The 19,127-nt window shown below is 51.3% G+C and carries 17 protein-coding genes and 1 pseudogene; 10 read left to right on the top strand and 8 right to left on the bottom strand.

Annotated elements, in window-relative coordinates; all coding sequences use genetic code 11:
- Positions 1-312 precede the first annotated feature (312 nt).
- The 3 genes from EPD59_RS01880 (at position 313) to EPD59_RS01890 (ending at position 2,043) form a co-directional block, all read left to right on the top strand.
- Positions 313-663: a PAS domain-containing protein gene (locus EPD59_RS01880; protein WP_133271308.1), complete on the top strand. Its 351-nt coding sequence runs from the start codon at positions 313-315 to the stop codon at positions 661-663.
- 26 nt (positions 664-689) lie between these two features.
- On the top strand, positions 690-1,427 hold the full coding sequence (locus EPD59_RS01885; protein WP_165963440.1) for a sensor histidine kinase: 738 nt from the start codon (positions 690-692) through the stop codon (positions 1,425-1,427).
- 112 nt (positions 1,428-1,539) lie between these two features.
- Positions 1,540-2,043: a cupin domain-containing protein gene (locus EPD59_RS01890; protein WP_133271310.1), complete on the top strand. Its 504-nt coding sequence runs from the start codon at positions 1,540-1,542 to the stop codon at positions 2,041-2,043.
- A gap of 103 nt (positions 2,044-2,146) precedes the next feature.
- Here EPD59_RS01890 and EPD59_RS24015 read toward each other — a convergent pair.
- Positions 2,147-3,345: pseudogene (locus tag EPD59_RS24015) on the bottom strand (acetate/propionate family kinase).
- Between the two features lie 1,298 nt (positions 3,346-4,643).
- On the opposite strand from EPD59_RS24015, the gene EPD59_RS01905 reads away from it, so the two are divergent.
- The 3 genes from EPD59_RS01905 (at position 4,644) to EPD59_RS01915 (ending at position 5,917) form a co-directional block, all read left to right on the top strand.
- Positions 4,644-4,943: a hypothetical protein gene (locus EPD59_RS01905; protein WP_133271311.1), complete on the top strand. Its 300-nt coding sequence runs from the start codon at positions 4,644-4,646 to the stop codon at positions 4,941-4,943.
- A 92-nt stretch (positions 4,944-5,035) separates the two neighbouring features.
- On the top strand, positions 5,036-5,338 hold the full coding sequence (locus EPD59_RS01910) for a hypothetical protein (protein WP_133271312.1): 303 nt from the start codon (positions 5,036-5,038) through the stop codon (positions 5,336-5,338).
- Between the two features lie 135 nt (positions 5,339-5,473).
- Positions 5,474-5,917 (top strand): DUF2314 domain-containing protein, encoded by a 444-nt coding sequence (locus EPD59_RS01915; protein ID WP_133271313.1) that lies wholly within the window; start codon positions 5,474-5,476, stop codon positions 5,915-5,917.
- Positions 5,918-6,050: 133 nt separating this feature from the next.
- Here EPD59_RS01915 and pta read toward each other — a convergent pair whose 3' ends face one another.
- Both pta and EPD59_RS23455 read right to left on the bottom strand, forming a co-directional pair.
- Positions 6,051-7,505, bottom strand: coding sequence for a phosphate acetyltransferase (gene pta / locus EPD59_RS01920; RefSeq protein ID WP_317128440.1), 1,455 nt, complete (start codon positions 7,503-7,505; stop codon positions 6,051-6,053).
- A 38-nt stretch (positions 7,506-7,543) separates the two neighbouring features.
- Positions 7,544-8,140 carry an AAA family ATPase gene (locus EPD59_RS23455; protein ID WP_317128441.1) on the bottom strand — a complete coding sequence of 199 codons (597 nt, stop codon included), beginning with the start codon at positions 8,138-8,140 and terminating at the stop codon, positions 7,544-7,546.
- A gap of 328 nt (positions 8,141-8,468) precedes the next feature.
- On the opposite strand from EPD59_RS23455, the gene EPD59_RS23095 reads away from it, so the two are divergent.
- The 3 genes from EPD59_RS23095 (at position 8,469) to EPD59_RS01935 (ending at position 11,670) form a co-directional block, all read left to right on the top strand.
- On the top strand, positions 8,469-9,080 hold the full coding sequence (locus tag EPD59_RS23095; protein WP_133271314.1) for a family 43 glycosylhydrolase: 612 nt from the start codon (positions 8,469-8,471) through the stop codon (positions 9,078-9,080).
- Positions 9,059-9,481: a family 43 glycosylhydrolase gene (locus EPD59_RS23100; RefSeq protein WP_165963441.1), complete on the top strand. Its 423-nt coding sequence runs from the start codon at positions 9,059-9,061 to the stop codon at positions 9,479-9,481. The genes EPD59_RS23095 and EPD59_RS23100 overlap by 22 nt, the downstream gene beginning before the upstream one ends.
- Before the next feature lie 395 nt (positions 9,482-9,876).
- Positions 9,877-11,670, top strand: coding sequence for a serine hydrolase domain-containing protein (locus EPD59_RS01935; RefSeq protein ID WP_165963442.1), 1,794 nt, complete (start codon positions 9,877-9,879; stop codon positions 11,668-11,670).
- Between the two features lie 262 nt (positions 11,671-11,932).
- Here EPD59_RS01935 and EPD59_RS01940 read toward each other — a convergent pair whose 3' ends face one another.
- The 4 genes from EPD59_RS01940 to EPD59_RS01955 all read right to left on the bottom strand — a co-directional run bounded on the left by EPD59_RS01940 (position 11,933) and on the right by EPD59_RS01955 (position 14,337).
- Entirely contained in the window at positions 11,933-12,373 is a 441-nt protein-coding gene (locus tag EPD59_RS01940; RefSeq protein ID WP_133271317.1) for a CHRD domain-containing protein, read from the bottom strand.
- A 74-nt stretch (positions 12,374-12,447) separates the two neighbouring features.
- Complete coding sequence (locus EPD59_RS01945) at positions 12,448-13,374, bottom strand: DUF5777 family beta-barrel protein (protein WP_240731571.1); 927 nt, start codon at positions 13,372-13,374, stop codon at positions 12,448-12,450.
- A 22-nt stretch (positions 13,375-13,396) separates the two neighbouring features.
- Positions 13,397-13,972 (bottom strand): YceI family protein, encoded by a 576-nt coding sequence (locus EPD59_RS01950; protein ID WP_133271318.1) that lies wholly within the window; start codon positions 13,970-13,972, stop codon positions 13,397-13,399.
- A 23-nt stretch (positions 13,973-13,995) separates the two neighbouring features.
- Entirely contained in the window at positions 13,996-14,337 is a 342-nt protein-coding gene (locus tag EPD59_RS01955; protein ID WP_133271319.1) for a c-type cytochrome, read from the bottom strand.
- 1,494 nt (positions 14,338-15,831) lie between these two features.
- Here EPD59_RS01955 and EPD59_RS01960 point away from each other — a divergent pair.
- A complete protein-coding gene (locus EPD59_RS01960) occupies positions 15,832-16,161 on the top strand; it encodes a hypothetical protein (RefSeq protein ID WP_133271320.1) in 330 nt (109 codons plus the stop codon).
- A 603-nt stretch (positions 16,162-16,764) separates the two neighbouring features.
- Here the strand turns inward: EPD59_RS01960 and katG are convergent.
- A complete protein-coding gene (gene katG, locus EPD59_RS01965; protein ID WP_133274566.1) occupies positions 16,765-19,020 on the bottom strand; it encodes a catalase/peroxidase HPI in 2,256 nt (751 codons plus the stop codon).
- Positions 19,021-19,127: the final 107 nt, after the last annotated feature.

Genomic DNA, 19,127 nt, shown 5'->3' on the forward strand with positions numbered 1-19,127 from the left:
TATATAACGAGTTGAATATAGTAAACTCAGATAGGGAAGTCAATATTTGGTTCTTAAAAAAGGTAAATTTCATATAAGAATGATTAAATTATAGAGTGTTGCTGACAACTAGTCTCATACCTTCAACCCCCCACGGGTAGTAGTGAGCTAGCCTTACCCGATGCGACCTTTGCTTATCAGGTTAGGGTTGTATTTTTGACTACTTAGACCTTTTTCTCCTGATACCTTTACCCACCTCTGCCAAGTCCGACAACAACTAAAGACTTCGTCATCGTATAGTTTAGTCGTTCGTCCTCCTTCCGCTACATTTCCATGCTCAATCCGGTATCGTTTTTTCATGACTTCGTGGAGAATATCCACCAGGTTTTTTTTGTGTATGACCCGGCGACGAATCAAGTGACATTCGTAAATGCTGCTTACGAGCGGCTCCTGGGCGGAAATCGTGCGCGGGTAAATGAAGAGTTACCCCAGCTCATTGACCGCCTGCATCCCGACGACCGCCCTTACTTGGCTAATTGCTGGCGGCGCTGGCAGCGGGGTCGGCTGGAAGAAAAGGAAATCGAATTTCGCCTTCTCGCGCCCGATGGCACAGAGCAATGGCTGCAATTGAAGCCCCACCACCAGCAAACCGGAACCGAACAACAGTTGCTGGGGGCTTTTTAGACGTGATTACCGGCCAGAAAGAGTATATGGCTAACGTTGATAAGTTCAACGCCAAGAAAAACGCCACCCTCGAAATTCTCTCGCACGATCTGGCCGGCCCATTTATTATGCTGCAACAGCTAGCCGAATACATGGGCGAGCAGGTTGGATCATTGCGGAACGAGAACCTTAACGAGATGATCCGCATCATGCAGACCACTTGCAAGGAAAGCGTCGACCTTATCCGCGACTTCGTCGATCAGGAGTTTCTGGATTCGGCCAATGTGGAGCTCAAGCTGGAGCGGGTTGATATGGTGGAGCGCATGCAGCAGATGATGGAGAGCTATAAGCAGTCGGAGGCGGTAGTTGCCAAAAACTTCACCTTGCTTGCCCCCCAGGAGCCGGTTTACGTCACTCTGGACGTCAATAAGTTTATGCAGGTGCTCAACAACCTGGTGTCGAATGCCCTAAAGTTTACGCCCGACGGTGGCCACATCACCCTCACCATAGCGCAGGGGCCCAGTACCGTGCGCTTCACCGTAGCCGACGACGGCATCGGCATTCCGCAGGCCCAGCAAGCGGGCTTGTTCGATCGTTTTACCAAAGCTCGTCGGCCCGGCCTGCGCGGCGAAAAGACCACCGGCCTGGGTATGTCGATCATCAAAACCATTGTGGGGCTGCATCGGGGCCGTATCTGGTTTGAAAGCGAAGAAAACAAAGGCAGCACCTTTTACATTGACCTGCCGCTGAATATGGCTTCGCAGTCCAACGGGCAGCAGGCTTAAAGGACGTTGTTGCTTGCTCGCAGGAGGGCGTAAGCAACTCGTGTAGCGTAAGCGGTATATTATTTGAAGCCAAGACTACGTTCGGTATTCTTGCCACCTATTTATTTCTCTGATGCATACAGACTCTCAAAAGCAGACCCTTTTCCAGCAAACCGAGCAAAAGCTCAAGGACCAGGGGTTTTCAATCGACAAGCAAGACCAATCGCGCCCGTGGGGGGGCTTTTTTGTCATTAATGAAGACCAAGCCCAGGCCTTTGCCGATGCGTATTTTGATGGGAAGGCCGTAGAAGATCTGCGCATTTCGGGTAAGCTGAGCCCTAAAATTCTGATTGTAGCGCCGCAGAAGCGGTTGTCGTGGCAGTATCACCACCGTCGCGCCGAAGTTTGGAAAGTGCTGCAGGGCCCTGTAGGTGTAGTGACAAGCGCCACCGATGAGGAAGGCGAAGTGAAAACGTATGCCGTTGGTCAGCTGATTACCTTAAAACAAGGCGAGCGTCATCGACTAGTCGGCCTCGACGATTGGGGCGTGCTAGCCGAAATCTGGCAGCACACAGATGCCACCCAGCCCTCCGATGAGGACGACATCGTGCGCGTGCAGGACGATTTTGGGCGTTAGAATACCAGTTCAATAAAAGCTAAAAACGCGGCCGGAAGCTATTCCGGCCGCGTTTTTTGTGCAAAGTCCCGCGGGCAGCTCGCGCCTGCAGGAAGTACTAGCGTCAAGCCGTTAGCAGCTCAGCGCACTGCCGGGCAATGGCCAGCTCTTCGTTGGTGGGCACCACCAGAATCTTTACCTGCGCTTCGACCTTATTTATTTCGCGCAGCTTCTTGGCGCGCGTCTCATTGCGGGCGTCGTCGAGGTGCAGGCCCATAAACTCCAGGTTTCGGCAAACCAGGGCGCGGATACGGGCATCGTTTTCGCCCACGCCGGCCGTGAATACCACCGCGTCGAGGCCGTTGAGCACGGCCGCGTAGGCCCCGATATATTTCTGGATGCGGTAGGCATAGAGGTCGTAAGCCAGCGCGGCGGTGGGGTCGCCGGCCAGCAGGGCTTTGGTAATGTCGCGCATATCGCTGAAGCCGGTGAGGCCCAGCATACCGCTGCTTTTGTTGAGCAGGCTTTGCACCTGAGCCGGTTCATAGCCGCGCTCCTGTATCAGGTGAAAAATAACCGACGCATCAAGGTCGCCGGAGCGCGTGCCCATCACCAAGCCACTGAGCGGCCCAAAACCCATGCTGGTATCCAAGCATTTGCCCCCAGTACGGCTGCCATGCTACAGCCATTGCCTAGGTGAATGGTGATGATTTTGGCTGCCAGATTTCCTATATAAATAGCTGCCTGCGCGGCTACATACTGATGGCTGGTGCCGTGAAAACCATACGCCCGTATGCCGAACTCGGTGTAGAACGAAGTGGGCAGCGCGTAACGAAAGGCCTTGGGGGGCAAAGTTTGGTGAAAAGCCGTATCAAATACCGCTACCTGACGTGCCTGAGGAAACAGGTTTTCGGCCACCTCAATACCCAGATAATTAGCCGGATTATGTAAGGGAGCCAAAGAAAATAGCCGCTTGATTTCCGCTTTTACCGCCGGGGTAATGAGCGCTGTGGCGGCAAATGCTTCGCCCCCGTGCACCACCCGATGCCCTACCACTTCAATCTGCTGTGGGTCGCGGAGTACGCCTTGCGCCGGGTCGGTAAGCAGGCCCACTACTTCCCGCAGCCCAGCCTCATGGTCGGGGAGGGGCTGGCTGCGCTGGATAACGGGCTCGGCCTCGCTGGTGAATACGTTGTGGGTGATGGTAGCATCGGGCAGGCCAATCCGCTCCACCAGACCGCTGCATACGGGCTGTTCGGCGGGCCAGCGGAAGAGTTGATACTTAATAGAGCTGCTGCCGGAATTAATGACGAATAAGTACATAGAAGTCGCTTACGTACCGGCCCCTACTTCTAGTTTGCCGGAAGTGGTGTTGCTGGAGTTCACGCCCCCCATACTCACACTGTTAAAGTGTCTGCTCAACTCAAACCTGAGCTATTGACCAAAAAGAGCCTGAGGTGTCAATAGTTACCAATTGAAAATGCTAAAGCCTTGACAGTAAGGAATGTATTGCTAGTAAAAAATAAACACGCGTTTTTATTTGATAACTTTGAAAAACAAAGTACTTTTGATTCGCCCTTGGATATAAGCAAACAATCATAGACGATGCTCAGGGTAAGTACACCTATAGTTAGCCTGACCGGCACCAGCTGAAACGTACGTTGTCTGTCTACAAGACTACTGCGTGCCTGATGGCTCCGTCTGTCGAGCGAGAGTAAAAACGCAAGCATTGAATAGGAGAAAACATCACAGCCACAAACTCTGTGTTCGGCCAACTATCCAGAGGCAATAAAGCATGAGTATTTCTTCCACACTTGACCGAGTTCATGCTAGGGTAAGGCAAATAAAATGGCTCCGTGATTTTACTGTTTTCACCCGCATAGTTTTAGCCATGGGTTTTCTGCCTTCTGGCTACGTTAAAATTGTTGGGGAGCGGTTCACCGATTTGTCCGTTTGTCATCCAATGGGCCATTATTTAGAAGCTTTTCATCGGACAGGGTTCTACTACACTTTTGTGGGGGTGGTACAAGTAACTGCTGCCTGCTTGCTGCTAATTCCGCGCACGGCAACCCTTGGCGCTGTACTTTATTTTCCTATTATTTTAAACATCTGTATCCTAACATTCGCCGTGCGATTTGTTGGGTCATGGATTACGGCGCCCCTAATGGTACTAGCTAATTTATATTTGCTTTGCTGGGACTACGATAAATTAAAATATATTCTGCCATTCAACCAACGGTCTGATTTAATAAGTTGATAAGTAGAATATTAAATAGTAGTCAAAATAAAATAATGTAATGAAAATATTGTTTACACTATTTGTTCTTATCATGCTATTTACGACTGGCTGTGAAATTATGCCTAGCAATACTCTGAAAGATTGTAGGAGCCAATGCGAGGATAGTAAAAAATCTAAAGTATGTTATGAATTCTGTGATTGTATCCATCAAAATTGTCAACCACTAGATACTTGCCTAGCTGAATACAATAAGGCTCCACAGGAATCAATTTGAATACACAAAGGTGCCTTAAGCTTAGTATAAATAAGTAATTATTAATCGACATAACAGACTGTTTTTGGTTTTCACAAAATAAACTTTCACACTTTTTCAAACATTGTTATGGATAACACTTCAAACGCTTCGGCTCCTATTTCGAATTTAATCGGTTGGCTATTTGGGCTGCTTGCTTTGGCCATCGGTGTAGTGAACACTTTCTGGGGTAATGATGCCGGTTTTGGAATCTTTATTATTGCGATGTCATTTGCCTTTTTTCCTCCGGTAAATGCTTTTATCAAGGAAAAAACAGGATTCGCCATTCCTAGAATAGCAAAATGGCTTCTGGGCTTCTTTATTATCTGGGCATCCTTAGGCGTAGGCGAACTGTTCGATAAGATCGACCTTATGATGGCTTCTTTCTAGTCTTCTTATTGGCCTCCGCTGAAACATAGAGTTATGAAGACGACCTGTTCTGCTTTACTGTTTGCTTGATTTTCAAACTATACATAGGCGTCATGAAAGAAAATGCAGTGCAAGGGAAGGCCACTCTATCAAGTATAATTGGTTGGGGGTTTGGTATGGTCGTTTTTGCTGTTGGCGTAGCGAATCTGTTTTTGGTGCACCCCGTTCCGGGGATTGTTTACCTTTTTCTATCTTTGCTTTACTTACCTCCAGTAAATGTTCTTATCAAGGAAAGAACTGGTTTACATATCCCTGGAATAGCAAAAATAATTTTTGGCATAATCATTATTCAATTCACTTTGGGCGTGAGTGACTTGGGGGATATGATTGATGACTTTATGATTGAGTATGTATAGTTTTCGCAATATCATTATAAATCGAATACAGATCTCTCTAATATATAACTACTGGGCCTTTTACTATTTGTTTTTTAATAAATAGTAAAAGCATTATGTACGCATCATACGATTCTGTGAAATTATATACATTTTATGAAGTATTTATATCCGCTTGCTTGCATATTATTCTTTTCATCTTGTAATGATAATAATAATAACAAGCCAATCGATGAATGGGAGCTTAATAAAAACACAAGAATTTTGAATAATGAGAATTCTTCTTACCAGGAGGCGCGTCGGTTAGCTCAAGCTAATATAGGTTCATTCATTAAATCATTTGATAATAACAGGGATAGTCTTGAATTCTATATAAAAGCTGGATTCTCGGATGAAAGAGGCGCAGAGAATATGTGGGTTCGCGTTTATTCTGTTGGAGATTCTATGCTCGGTGTTTTAGACAACAATCCTATAACAATTCGAAAAAATCGTTTGGGTGATAGCGTGGTTGTTAACATTATAGAAATTGTTGATTTCTCTATTTACAAAGGTGATTCTGTTATTCAGGGTAATTATTTGAATCAAGTTTTAGAAAAATGAAGATGTACAAGACACGTTTTCTATATTAGTAGTCTAGCATTGTTAGATACTTATGAATCATCGTGGGATAGCTAACCCTAAAGATTGAAAGATACTTTTTAAATAATGCCACTTGCGAAAGCTGTTTTCTGCATTACCCCTGCGCTTGAATAGCTGTGATAATTACCGTATTCACTACGTCCTCCACGGTGCAACCGCGGCTTAAGTCGTTTACTGGCTTATTCAGGCCCTGCAATACTGGGCCGATGGCTAGGGCGCCAGTTTCGCGCTGTACGGCTTTATAAGTGTTGTTGCCGGTGTTCAGGTCGGGAAAGATGAGCACGCTGGCCTGGCCGGCTACCGTGGAGTCGGGGAGCTTCTGGCGGCCCACGATGGGGTCGACGGCGGCGTCGTACTGGATGGGGCCTTCCACTTGCAGATCGGGGCGGAGCTGGTGCACGAGCTGTGTGGCGCGCCGCACTTTCTCCACTTCCGCGCCCTCGCCGGAGGTGCCTGAAGAGTAAGACAACATAGCCACACGGGGCTCGATGCCGAAACGGAGGCTGCTTTCGGCCGAGGAAATGGCAATTTCAGCCAATTGCTCGGCCGTAGGGTTAGGGTTCACGGCGCAGTCGCCGAATACGGCTACACGGTCGGGGAGGCACATAAAGAACACCGACGACACAACTGATACTCCCGGCTTGGTTTTGATAAACTGCAAGGCCGGCCGGATGGTGTGCTGGGTGGTGTGTACCGCCCCCGATACCATGCCGTCGGCGTGGCCCTGATACACCATCATGGTACCGAAGTACGAGACGTCCGTCATCATGTCGCGGGCCATATCGAGGTTTACGTTTTTAGCTTTGCGCAACTCGTAGAGCGTTTCGGTGTACTCGGCGAAGCGAGGCGCGTGGGCGGGGTCGAGTAACTGAATGCGGCTGAGGTCGAGGCTAAGACCCAGGCGGTTGACGGCGGCCGTGATGGTGGCCGGGTCGCCGAGAATAGTCAGGTCCACGACATCTAGTTGCTGGAGGCGGGCGGCGGCGCGCAGAATCCGGTCATCGTTGCCTTCGGGCAGCACAATGTGGCGGCGCTGGCTTCGGGCCCACTGCATAAGCTGGTACTGGAACATATGCGGCGTCATGCCTTCCGCCGTGAACGTAGCCAGCTTTTCTTCCAGCGCGGCGACATCTACGTACTGCTCGAAGGTGCTGATGGCCAGCTCAATCTTCTTCGGGTTATCGGGTGAGATACGCGACTGGATGGCGCCTATCTGGGTGGTGGTGAGGAAGGTGCCCGTGGAGACGGATAGAATAGGTATCACGGTTTCGAGGCCTTCCATGAGGCGCACTACATACTCGTCGGGGCCGATGTCGCCGGTGAGCACGATGCCCGCTACTTTCGGGAAGTTGGCTGAGGCGTTAGCCTGCAAAGCGCCCAGAATAATGTCGGCGCGGTCGCCGGGCGTTACGATGAGCACGTTCTCCTTGATGCGGCGCAGGAAGTTGGGCACCTGCATGGCTCCGGTGATGAAATTGTCGACCTGGTTGCTTAAGAGGTGTTCGCCGAGCAATAATTTGCCCCCCAACTGCTCCTGAATCTCCTTCATGCTGGGACTACGCAGACTCTGATTTTCGGGAATAACGGTCAGGACGATACCCGCCGGTAATTGCCCCCCAGCAGCTGGCGCACGGTATCAGCTTCGTTGGGGGGCGTTTTATTGACCATAACGGCCAGTACGGGCACTTCCCGCGCCTCAAAGTTGCGCAGCACCGTCAGGGCCGCGTTCACGACCTGATCGGTGGTTTTGCCCTCGCCCGAGATTACCAGAATGGCGGGCGCCCCCAGGTTTTTGGCGATGGAAATGTTGGCGTCGAACTCAAAGGCCGTTCCTGCCCCCAGAAAGTCGCTGCCTTCCACCACCAGAAAGTCGTACTGCTGCTCTAGAGCCTTGAATTTGTGGATGATAGTGTCGATAATATCGCCTTGCGTGTCGCCTTCCACGAGGCGCATGGCGGCTGCTCGGGTGTAAGCGTAGGCGCCATCGTAGGTGATGGGCAGCCCAAAATGGCTGATAATCGTTTCGATGTGCGCGTCCTTTTTTTCGGCGGGCTCAAAGTTGATGATGGGCTTGAAGTAGCCGACTTTGGGCGTTTTGCGCAGCAGCATATTGATCAGGCCCAACGACACGAGCGACTTGCCGCTATAAGGCTCGGCGGCGGCAATAAATACGGATTTGGTCATAGTGCGAAAGCGAGGGTAGGTATTCCTGTACGATTGGGACGCGAAGTGAGGCGGAACAGAGTTGAGGTTATGGAGTAAACCACAGGTTCAACTTGTTACAAAACGTCATGCCGAGCGGAGCGAAGCATCTCGCGTGCTGACGTTGGATTACTACTCTTAAGTAAACACGCGAGATGCTTCGCTCCGCTATGCAGGACTACCTTATTTACTTACAGTAAACCATCAACCGGAAACAATGGCTACTGTCGCGCTACCAGCGTATTTATGTTAGGCGTAGCTGCTTAGCTACAGCGCTGCTGCACACGCTTTTCACCTAAGTACTGCCTGTATGTCTGCAAAAAAGCCCCCCAGCACGTATACCAATCCCATTCTCAACGAAGACTTTCCTGATCCAACCATCATCCGGGCCGCCGATGGTTACTATTACGCCTATGGCACCCAAACAAAATGGCGTAATCAACTCATTATCAATATTCAGGTAGCACGTTCGCACAACCTGATTGAGTGGGAGCTGCTGGGCGATGCGCTGCCGCAAAAGCCTGCCTGGGCCGATACGACCCAAAAGCTGTGGGCGCCTCACGTGAGCGAGCACGACGGCCTCTATTATCTCTATTTTTCGGCGTTGCCGAATGGTACTAGCAAGGAGGATCTGTGCCTGGCCGTGGCAGTGGCTGAGGCACCCGCCGGCCCGTTTGTGGATATTGGCCAGCCATTACTCTGCGGAAAAAGCTTTATCAACATTGACCCGATGAGCTTCGACGACCCCGCTACAGGTAAGCGGCTGCTGTATTGGGGCTCCGGCTTTGGGCCGATCAAAGTGCGGGAGCTGGCCCCGACCGCGTGTCTTTTGCCCCCCAGAGCGTTGCCCTCGACCTTATTCAGCCCGTACCGGATAAGGCGCCCACCAATTACCAACGTTTGGTCGAAGGCGTGTGGGTAATTCTGCGCGATGGGTGGTACTACCTGTTTTACTCCGGCAATAACTGCTGCGGTCCCGATGCTCATTACGGAGTACTGGTCGCCCGTTCGCGCAGTGCCACCGGGCCGTTCGAGACCTTGCCTCAGGCCACCGGCAACCCCAATAGCATGCTGCTGGAAGGCAATGAGCACTGGCACGCCCCCGGCCACAACTCGGTCATTACGGATGCCGCCGGGCAGGATTGGCTGGCTTATCATGCCATTGATCCTCGCCAGCCCACTTTCAATGCCATCGATGCAGAGCAAGGCTACTCCCGCCGCATTATGCTCCTCGACCGGCTGGAATACCGGGATGGCTGGCCCCGGTTGGTTAGCGGCGGCACTCCTTCGCACCAAGCACAAGTGGCCCCGGTCACAGAATAATTGACCTAAAAAAGCCCCGCGCCTCTCGCTAGTATCGGTGTTTAGCTCGCTAAACGACGGACGGAGCAGAAGGGCGCGGGGGGCTTTTTTGCCTCCGCTAATTGCGCTAAAAACGGGGGCTTCGTTACTGAGAAGTAATCGGAAGGTGCTAGCATTTTGAGTGTGATTCAACAAACATAGAATAGTGTAATTTTACTATTTATAGAGTGTTCTGTCTTTTGATATATACTATCAGGTTTTCAAACAAATAGGTGAATTAGAGTCATGAAAAATTTATAATAATAATCAAATTATTGACTGCCTAATCTTGGAATTGTGGAATAAAAATGGCGTAACAAGAAGCGCTGCGCTACAGCAGAAACGAGCTTGTTGGCCACCCTTTTTTATTCCTCTTTTTGAAGAAACTCTACACGCTCGTTTTACTGCTGCTTTCGTTGCGGGCTGGTGCCCAAACGGGAGTGCCAGTACCTGAACTTGCCCACTTTGATACCGCTATTGAGCAGTTTGTGCAGCGGTGGAAGGTGCTGGGCGCATCGGTGGCGCTGAGCCGGGGCGATAAGCTCGTGTACGCCCGTGCTTTCGGCTACGCCGATCAGGCCCGCACCACTCCGCTTCAACCCCACCATCTGATGCGTGTGGCCAGTTTGTCGAAGCCCATCACGGCTATGGCCATTATGAAGCTGGTGGAGGAAGGCCGCCTCGACCTCGCTCATAAAGCCTTTGGGCCGGAGGGCTATCTGTCGGATGCTTACTACACAGAAGTTATTGATGACCGTCGCATCTACGATATCACGGTGCAGCAACTACTGGAGCACAGCGCCGGCTGGGACCGGGAGAAAAGCTGCGATGGTTTTGCCAGCTGCGACCCTATCGATTTTCCCGAGCATGTAGCCCAAGTAATGAATGTGCCCAATCCCGTGGGTGACTCTACCTTGGTGCGCTTCATGCTAAGTAAAGGTCTGAACTTCAGGCCCGGAGCACGGTTTGCTTACTCCAATATTGGCTACCTGGTGCTGGGTAAGATAATTGAGGCCGTAACCCTGCAACCGTACGAAGCCTGGGTGCGCGACCACCTGCTGCTGCCCAGTGGCGTACGCGAAGCTCATCTCGGGCGCAACTTATTGGTAGATAAGCAGGAACGCGAAGCCGAATACGACAGCCATTTCCAGCAATCGTCGTGCTATGGCACCGGCGAAGTAGTGCCGGCGGCCTACGGCGGCTGCAACGTAGAGGCTATGAATGCCCACGGCGGCTGGATATTCACTGCCCGCGACCTTACGCGCCTGCTTACCGCCGTAGATGGCGCAAAGGGCCGCCCTGGCTTGCTGAGTACGGCTACGATTGCCACGATGATAGAGCCCTCGGCCGTTAACGCCCGGTATGCGAAAGGATGGCAGGTAAACACGGGCAACCGCTGGCACAGCGGCTGCCTCGATGGCACGGCTACGTATCTGGTGCGGGCTGCTAAAGGCTATACCTGGACTATCCTGCTGAATACTCGACGCGATGATGCTGCCTTTTGGACCGAACTCGACCGGCTGGGGTGGACCTGCATTCGGGGCGCTACCAAGTGGCCCGCTCATAACCTGGTTGTGCCTGATCAGAATGCTGCCCAGCTTACGGGTACTTCCTTGACGAAAACGAGCACGCTGCTTAAGTGGGCCAATGGCACCGGCAACCGCCGCTTAGTACTCATGAAAGCGGATAGCCCCGTCGATGACTTTCCCCTCGATGGCGTCGACTACGTGGCTAATCCTCGTTTTGGTAAAGGCCAAGCCTTGGCTGGCGGCAGCTTTGTGGTGGCCAATGGTGAAGCAGATACCGTAATGGTTAAAAACCTGGATCCCAACCGGGCTTATTTTGTGCGCGTCGTGGAGTATGCCAAATCGGAAACCACCAGTCAGCAGGCGCTCTACGCGCTGGAGGCCAATGCCACTATGATTCTGAACGAGCATTTGGCCGAACCATCTCTTGTTGCTGCTCAGCCCGCGCTACAGATGGATCCGAGCTCGGCCTACAGCGAACTGGCGCTACAATTGGTGCCCGCGTCGCTTTCCAGTGATGCTCACTTCCTGCCAAACGGAATTTTGCCCCCCAGCTCTGCTCCCCCTGCGCTGGAGCCAGTAGACACTCAGCCGAGTCGAATCCGCGAGTCGGGACGCGCCGTGCTGCGCTTGTTTACGAAGTAGACTACTGCTAAAGCATCTGTAACGGCAAAACACAGTGTAATGCCGGCTGGCTACTTCGGGCATAGCACCCGCATCACTTAGTTATAAAAAGCCCCCCAGTCCTTCGCTCAGCTTGCGTGGAAGTAGGTTAGTGCTCTAAGTCAAGCTTTTGGGGAAGGCCCGGAGATGATAGGGCAAGGCACATAAAAAGCCCTTTGCTGGACATTCAGCAAAGGGCTTTTTCAATGTAGACTAAGGCAAAAGTCAGCTACTAGCGAAGTTGTTACTTTACCGTAATCTGGCCGCGCAGCTCACCGCCAGTGTATTGCGAGCTGTGGAGGTTGGCGTACGTGCCACCCGCCAACAGGGCCGCTTCCGTGCTTTCCGACAGTGTAGCCGTGCCTTTGATGGGCGAAGGGGTGATGGTGAACGGCACCACCGCATTGCCGTTGGTACCCGCTGCACCCAAGTGAATGTGGCCCATGGTGGGGGTGGCCGTCATGCCCTGGTAGGTCACCTCGTAGGTCAGTACTTTTGTATCCTTGTTGTAAGAGCCAGTAAACGTGCCCGTGCCCGTAGCGGCGTTGGCGGGCACTTCTTGCTTGCCATCCAGCTTGGTGGTTAGGTTAACGATGTTGGAAGGGGTGTTGTCGTCTTTCTCGCACGCAGTGAACGTCGTCAGGCCAGCGAACAACAGGGCAGCGAGGGTAATTTTTTTGAACATGGGGGAAGGGTAAGGGATGGAAAATGGGTTGAAGGTTTAGTGGTAATAATGTCAGGTAGGAAGCCTATGGGGGCTTATTTGCGAAATCCTGCTTTGGGCCGCACCGTGAAATTGCGATTGACGATAAAGCCGAAATAGATATCGCCATCGAAGAAATTGCCGCGCGTCTGCTGCACAAACGACTTCTCAATCAAGCCTTGCGCGTTCGTGACGTGCAGCTGGAAGACGTGTCCGCCGGTTTCCAAATCGACGCCTAGCGCTAGTGCATTGCGCACCCCAGTTGGCCTAGAATCAGGAAGCAGGTAGTAGTACTCCGCATTCAGCGACGTTCGCTTGGTCAGCTTCTGCCGGCCGGCAAAGCCTAGGGCATACACGTCATTCGGGTCCTGCTCCGTAGCCACTAAGTTGTTGTGCACCATCGTGGGCATAAACTGCACGGAAAGCGACGGGCTAAACTTCCGGGCCACCAACGCCTGAGCCGTGTAAGTAGAACGACGGGTGAAGGTGCGGTCAAACGCATCGCCACTGTAGCGCAGCGTATTGACCGCCGTGCTGCCCAATAGGGTCACGCTGACCGGCGAACCGCCCGCCCCCGTGCGCTGCCGAATAGCTTTGTACTTGATAAACCCATCAAATGCCTTCTCCAGCGAGCTACGGCCAATGCCAACGGTGAGTAAGTCCGTAATCCCGTACTCTAAGCCTAGGCGAGTCGTTGCCTGGTCGAGGCCAAAGAAGTTGTACGCGCCGCTGTTGAGCGTGCCGAAGCGGTGAGAGATCAGAAAGATCATCGTACCCTGCCCCGGCGTTTGTACCGTGTGCCCATTAATGAGGCGGGTGCTTTTGAAGGTAGCATCTACGTAGCCAGGCGTTTGGGCGGTAGGCGCTTGCTCTTCTAATTGCCCGAGTAGGTCGCCTTGGGCCCACGCAGGAGCCGCGGCGAAAAGGGACAAGCCGACCAAGAAACCGGCTAGCCGGCGGCTTAAGGAGTACGTGTGTTGCATAGGAAAGGGTGGGTAAGGCGGATTATTTGGATAAAGTCAGCTGCGAAACGGGGTCGCAGGATAATGACACGCGGATGCCGACCGTCTTGGCAATGTTCTCGCGGACCAGCAAGGGCACCTCAATGCCATAATCGGCGGGAGACACGTTGAAGTAGGCGTGCACAAGGAGGGTGCCGCGCGACATCTCCAGGGCACCCGGCACGGTAATGCGTTTCGTCACCCCATGAATCGTGAGGTCGCCCTCCACGTTCACGCGTTGCGAGCCGCCTTTGAACAGGGCGTCGGGGTGTAAATCAACTACCCGGCCCGAAAAGGTCGCTTTGGGAAAGCGCTCCGACTCCATATAGTTCTCATTGAAGTGCTCCTGCATCAGCGTGCGCTTAAACTGGAAGGACTTGATGGGGATGGCGAAGGCCAACTGGCTGCTCTGCACATCTACCACGGCCGATACCTGTTCGGTACGGGCCTCAATGTCTTCAATGATACTAGTCGAGTAAAAGGTAACTGTACCCGTGCGGGTCATGTATTTTTGGGCCCAGGTGTCGGGCGCCATGCAAAGCATGACGATCAACAAAGACCACCAGGTGAGGTTCTTCATACAGCAGAGCGGCGAGCAAGAGCTTAATTATTCGGAGCTCCGGCCGTTACCCATGCTTTGAGGAGTGCGATATCACAGTCGGAGAGCTTGGCCCCATCTTTTGGCATTTGGGCATAGCCCGGCGCGTGACTCACCACCCCTACTAGCTGGCCTGTATCAGCCCGTCGTTTGATTTCCGCAAAATCTTCCAGGTTCACTCCTCCCGTCAGGATGGCTGCGTTGTGGCACGTGCGACAGTTCTTGGTTAGGAGCGGGGAAATATGCTGTGTATACGTTACCAAGTCCGGCGGCGTGCAGGGCTGCGGGTCGGTGGCTAGCTTCTCCACGCTGTCGTAGGCACAACTAGTCGTTAATAGAAGAAGCAAGTAAAGGGAATACCGGCGCATAAAGGTGTGCAATAGAATCTGTTGTTGGTGGAAGCAATGGGGACGGGGTGAGCAAAAAGCTCAGAGCGGAGAAACAGGTAATGGAATCCAGTAAACTGAGGATTGTACAAATTTTAAAAAAAGAAATTTAACTACATTATTTGCTAAGCCGTATTTTTGGATGTATTAAATTAATTGAGATTGATATTAAAACGAGTTTATTTAATATTTCTTTTATATCCTAAATATTTAAAATTTATCTTGTCATAAAAAAGCAAAATGCATTAAGTTGAAAAAGACAAAAATTGCCCAGACAATTCAATTGCACCAAACTTTCTGTTATAAAAACCAAGTGCTACTCTGATGAGATATTTGACGCAAGCTGAACTATAACCGTGCCAATATTCAATGCTGAAAATCAGTATTTATCTGCGTTAAATACTGATTTTCAGCGGTTTGTATTAAAGCTATATTAACTGTGATGATGGCTATGTAGGTAGGGGCCATAATAGATTTTGTAAACTGTAAGTATTAATTGTATCCAAACTTGCTATTATTGAAAATTATTTAATTATTATAAATACGACTCTAATTATGAGTTTGAATTGCAGGATAAATTTTTAAAATCAAACACTGAGCACGTGGTTTGGATCAAGTATTCGCTATTGCCTTATTTAAATGGTAAGTACTGTAGCAATATTTGATATGACTATTATTAAAACTTATTTTAGTTATAATTATGCAAATGGATTTTTGAGGATGTGCTGATAAAGACAAAGTAAGCTTTCCCTATATCGATAATGAGGATTTCTAGAAGCATCTGGAACCAGCTGTTATCAAATTTGTTATAAAATGCAAAAATTAAATGTTATGAAAATTATAATTAAAAATATGATTATAAAGTTATGCATACTAATGTATGTGTGTGCTTAATAATAAGTAGATGATCTTAAAATAGTTAGAAAGCCTATTAAGCCGGTAGTTGAAAAAATGTTTAAAACATGTGGAAATAAATTTTTCCCAGATACGGTGGTTATACAACATCGGATTGCGCTATTGAAAATATTTTATAACTGAGCCTTTACTTGCTTGATAACTTGATAAAACCATCGTAGGGGAATCGTTTTGCTTACTATAGCAATGGATTATATGACAGCTTAGACTGGATGGACCCAAAAGAAAAGGCCAACTATTTCCCCCCATTAAGTAAGTGGAATTGAACTTATACTAGATTGGAATTGATTTTTATGTTTTTATAATAATTTTAATCTAAAACACTATGTATAGGTCTAATGATTGTATATTATTGTAATAAGCACAGTAAGCAAACCTCTTTTGTCTCTTCAAATGACTGCCTTTTATACCACAACAGCTACGGCTTCATATAACTTTTCCCGGGCTAGCCTATTGGCTTTTTGTGGCTTGCTGATACTTGGGTTCACCTCTTGTGTGGGTGGCCGAGAACGTACCCCTTCGCTGAGCGCAAACAACGCTATGACGGCATCGCCGATTGACTTAACGCGCCTTCAGGTGCAGCACGCTGAGGATGGCGTTGAGGTGAAGTGGGAGACGGCAACTGAACTTGGGTGCGCTTATTTTGAAGTTGAGCGTAGTGCGGATGACATCCATTATAAGGTTATTGGTCGAGTAGAAGGAGATGCAATGGCAGTTACAACGCGCAGTCACGCCTTTTTGGATCAGGCTCCGTTGCAGGCGGCTGCTTATTACCGCCTTCGTCAAGTAGATTTGGATGGAATGAATCATGTTAGCCTCAAGCATCTGGTGGATGCCAATGGCACTCAACCATTAGTTGCCTCTCGCTAACCCCACCGATATTAGTCGGCGCAACTTTCCTGAAAAAGCCCCCAGCCATTGGTTGGGGGGCTTTTTTCTGTAATGAGTATTTTAAGAGAAGTGATAGTTTGGTCTTCGTTATTCTGAAAATCGTTGATGGCGGAAAGGGTGAGTCAGCGGCCGAATCGGCTGAAATGGGAGCCCTAGGTTGGCAGAGCTAAGCGCAGTGCCATCATATTATTCAGCTTTATACTGTCCTTCGACCTGATAGATACGATTGGAGCTATTTACACCAGTGGTATTTATGGTGTCACCTGCCTTCGTTAGACGTAATGTGATTTAAGAGGAGGTTGACATATGGTATCGAGACGCACGACCTGCCTTTACACACTCCATCTCCCTCACAATCGAAATCAACCGACTTATGCCGCTCGGCGAATCAAAGCTGCCTGCACCCATTCAACCCGTAGAAAACGTGTTGCTATAAATAGTGGGAGGAGCCTGTTCAGGAATTGACGCAAACGTTCCGAGCATCATTCAGCCTATGGCCCGAACAAAAAAGGTGGCCTTTTGCAAGGCCACCTTTTTCAAAGTAGTTCAGCGGCTATCGTAGCCTGCCAAGCTGTGTCACCATTAGGCTAAATCGAAGCGGCCAAGGTTCATTAGTTTGGTCCATACGGCCACAAAATCACGGACGAACTTCTCCCTGGCATTCGCATAGCCGTACACTTCGGCCAAGGCCCGCAACTCGGAGTTAGAGCCGAAAATCAGATCTACGCGGGTGCCAGTCCATTTTACGACGCCGGTCTTACGATCACGGCCCTCGAAGGTCGTCTGCGCGTCCGACGTGCTTTTCCAGGTAGTGCCCATGTCGAGCAGGTTGATGAAATAGTCGTTGGTTAGAGCGCCCGGCCGATCAGTAAAGACGCCGTGCTGCGACTGATCAAAGTTGATGTTGATGGCCCGTAAACCTCCGAACAATACCGTCAGCTCGGGCGCGGTGAGCGTAAGCAGTTGAGCTTTGTCAACCAGCATTTCCTCAGCTGAAGCTTTGTGATGCGACTTGAGGTAATTGCGAAACCCGTCGGCGGCCGGCTCGAGGGCCCGAAACGAGGCCACGTCGGTCTGCTCCTGCGAGGCATCCGTGCGGCCGGGCGCGAACGTTACCGCCACCTCGCGGCCGGCGTTGCGCGCGGCCTCTTCGATGCCGGCATTACCCCCTAGCACAATCAGGTCGGCAATCGATACCTGCTTGCCGTCGGTTTGAGCTTCGTTAAACTCGCGCTGCACGCCCTCCAGCACTTGCAGTACCCGAGCCAACTGAGCGGGGTTATTTACTTCCCAATCTTTCTGGGGGGCTAGGCGAACACGGCCGCCATTGGTGCCCCCACGCTTATCAGAGTCGCGGTAGGTAAAGGCTGATGCCCAGGCGGTAGACACCAATTCGGATACCGACAGGCCAGACGCCAAGATTCTGCCTTTCAGGGTAGCAGCGTCTTGGTCATCAATCAATGGATGGGTGACGGCCGGCACCGGGTCCTGCCAGATTAACTCTTCCGTGGGCACTTCCGGACCGAGGTAGCGCTCAATCGGGCCCATATCGCGGTGAGTCAGTTTGAACCAGGCACGGGCGAAAGCATCGGCAAACTGGTCGGGGTTTTCGTGGAAGCGCCGGGAAATGACTTCATACGCTGGATCTGCCCGCAGGGCGATGTCAGTGGTGAGCATGAAGGGCGCGTGCTTTTTGGCTGGGTCGTGGGCATCTGGAATAGTACCGGCGCCGCCACCATTCACGGGCCGCCACTGGTGTGCCCCAGCGGGGCTCTTGGTCAGCTCCCATTCATAGCCAAACAGATTATCGAAGTAGTCATTGCTCCACTGGGCGGGTGTGCTGGTCCAGGCGCCTTCGAGACCACTAGTAATAGTGTCGGCGCCGTTGCCGGTACCGTAGCTGTTGCGCCAGCCCAAGCTCATTTCTTCCATGCTGGCTCCAGCGGGTTCCATGCCCACATACTTGCCGGGATCAGCGGCGCCGTGGGTTTTGCCGAAGGTGTGGCCGCCGGCAATCAGGGCCACCGTTTCTTCGTCGTTCATGGCCATGCGGCCAAAGGTTTCGCGGATATCGCGAGCGGACAGGGCCGGGTCGGGGTTGCCATTTGGGCCTTCCGGATTCACGTACACCAAGCCCATTTGCACGGCGGCAAGTGGGTTTTCCAGCTGTCGGTTGCCAGTGTAGCGCTCATCGCCCAGCCACTCGGCTTCTGAGCCCCAGTAAATGTCTTGCTCGGGCTCCCACACATCTTCGCGGCCACCCGCAAAGCCGAATGTTTTGAATCCCATTGACTCCAGGGCGCAGTTGCCGACGAGTACCATCAGGTCGCCCCATGAGATTTGCTGGCCATATTTCTGTTTGATGGGCCACAGCAGCAGGCGGGCCTTATCAAGGTTGGCGTTATCGGGCCAGCTATTGAGGGGCGCAAAGCGCTGAGCGCCGGAGCCCGAGCCTCCCCGCCCGTCGCCGATGCGGTACGTGCCGGCGCTGTGCCAAGCCAGTCGGATGAACAGCGGGCCGTAGTGTCCATAATCGGCCGGCCACCACTCTTGCGAATCCGTCATGAGGGCATAAAGGTCCTGCTTCACAGCCGCCAAGTCGAGCTTCTTGAACTCCTCGGCGTAGTTGAAATTGCCCCCCAACGGGTTGGAAATGCTGGCGTGCTGACGTAGAATATTGAGCTTGAGTTGGTTGGGCCACCACTCGCGGTTGGTGCGGCCTCCGCCGGCGCTGCGTTGCAGTGCGCCACTGCTGAAGGGGCACTGCGCTGCCGCTGGTCCGTTTACCTCTTCGAGAATTGAGTCACCCGTAGGGTGTGCATGCTGACTGTCGTCCATCTGAAAATTGGGTTGCTGTGTGATGGGAGTATAATGCACAGCACGCCAAAAAGTTTGGACTTCTACTAGTAGAGCTTATCGGCAACTTACTGGCAATCTTATAATAT

This window comes from Hymenobacter radiodurans (genome assembly GCF_004355185.1).
Lineage (GTDB): Bacteria > Bacteroidota > Bacteroidia > Cytophagales > Hymenobacteraceae > Hymenobacter > Hymenobacter radiodurans.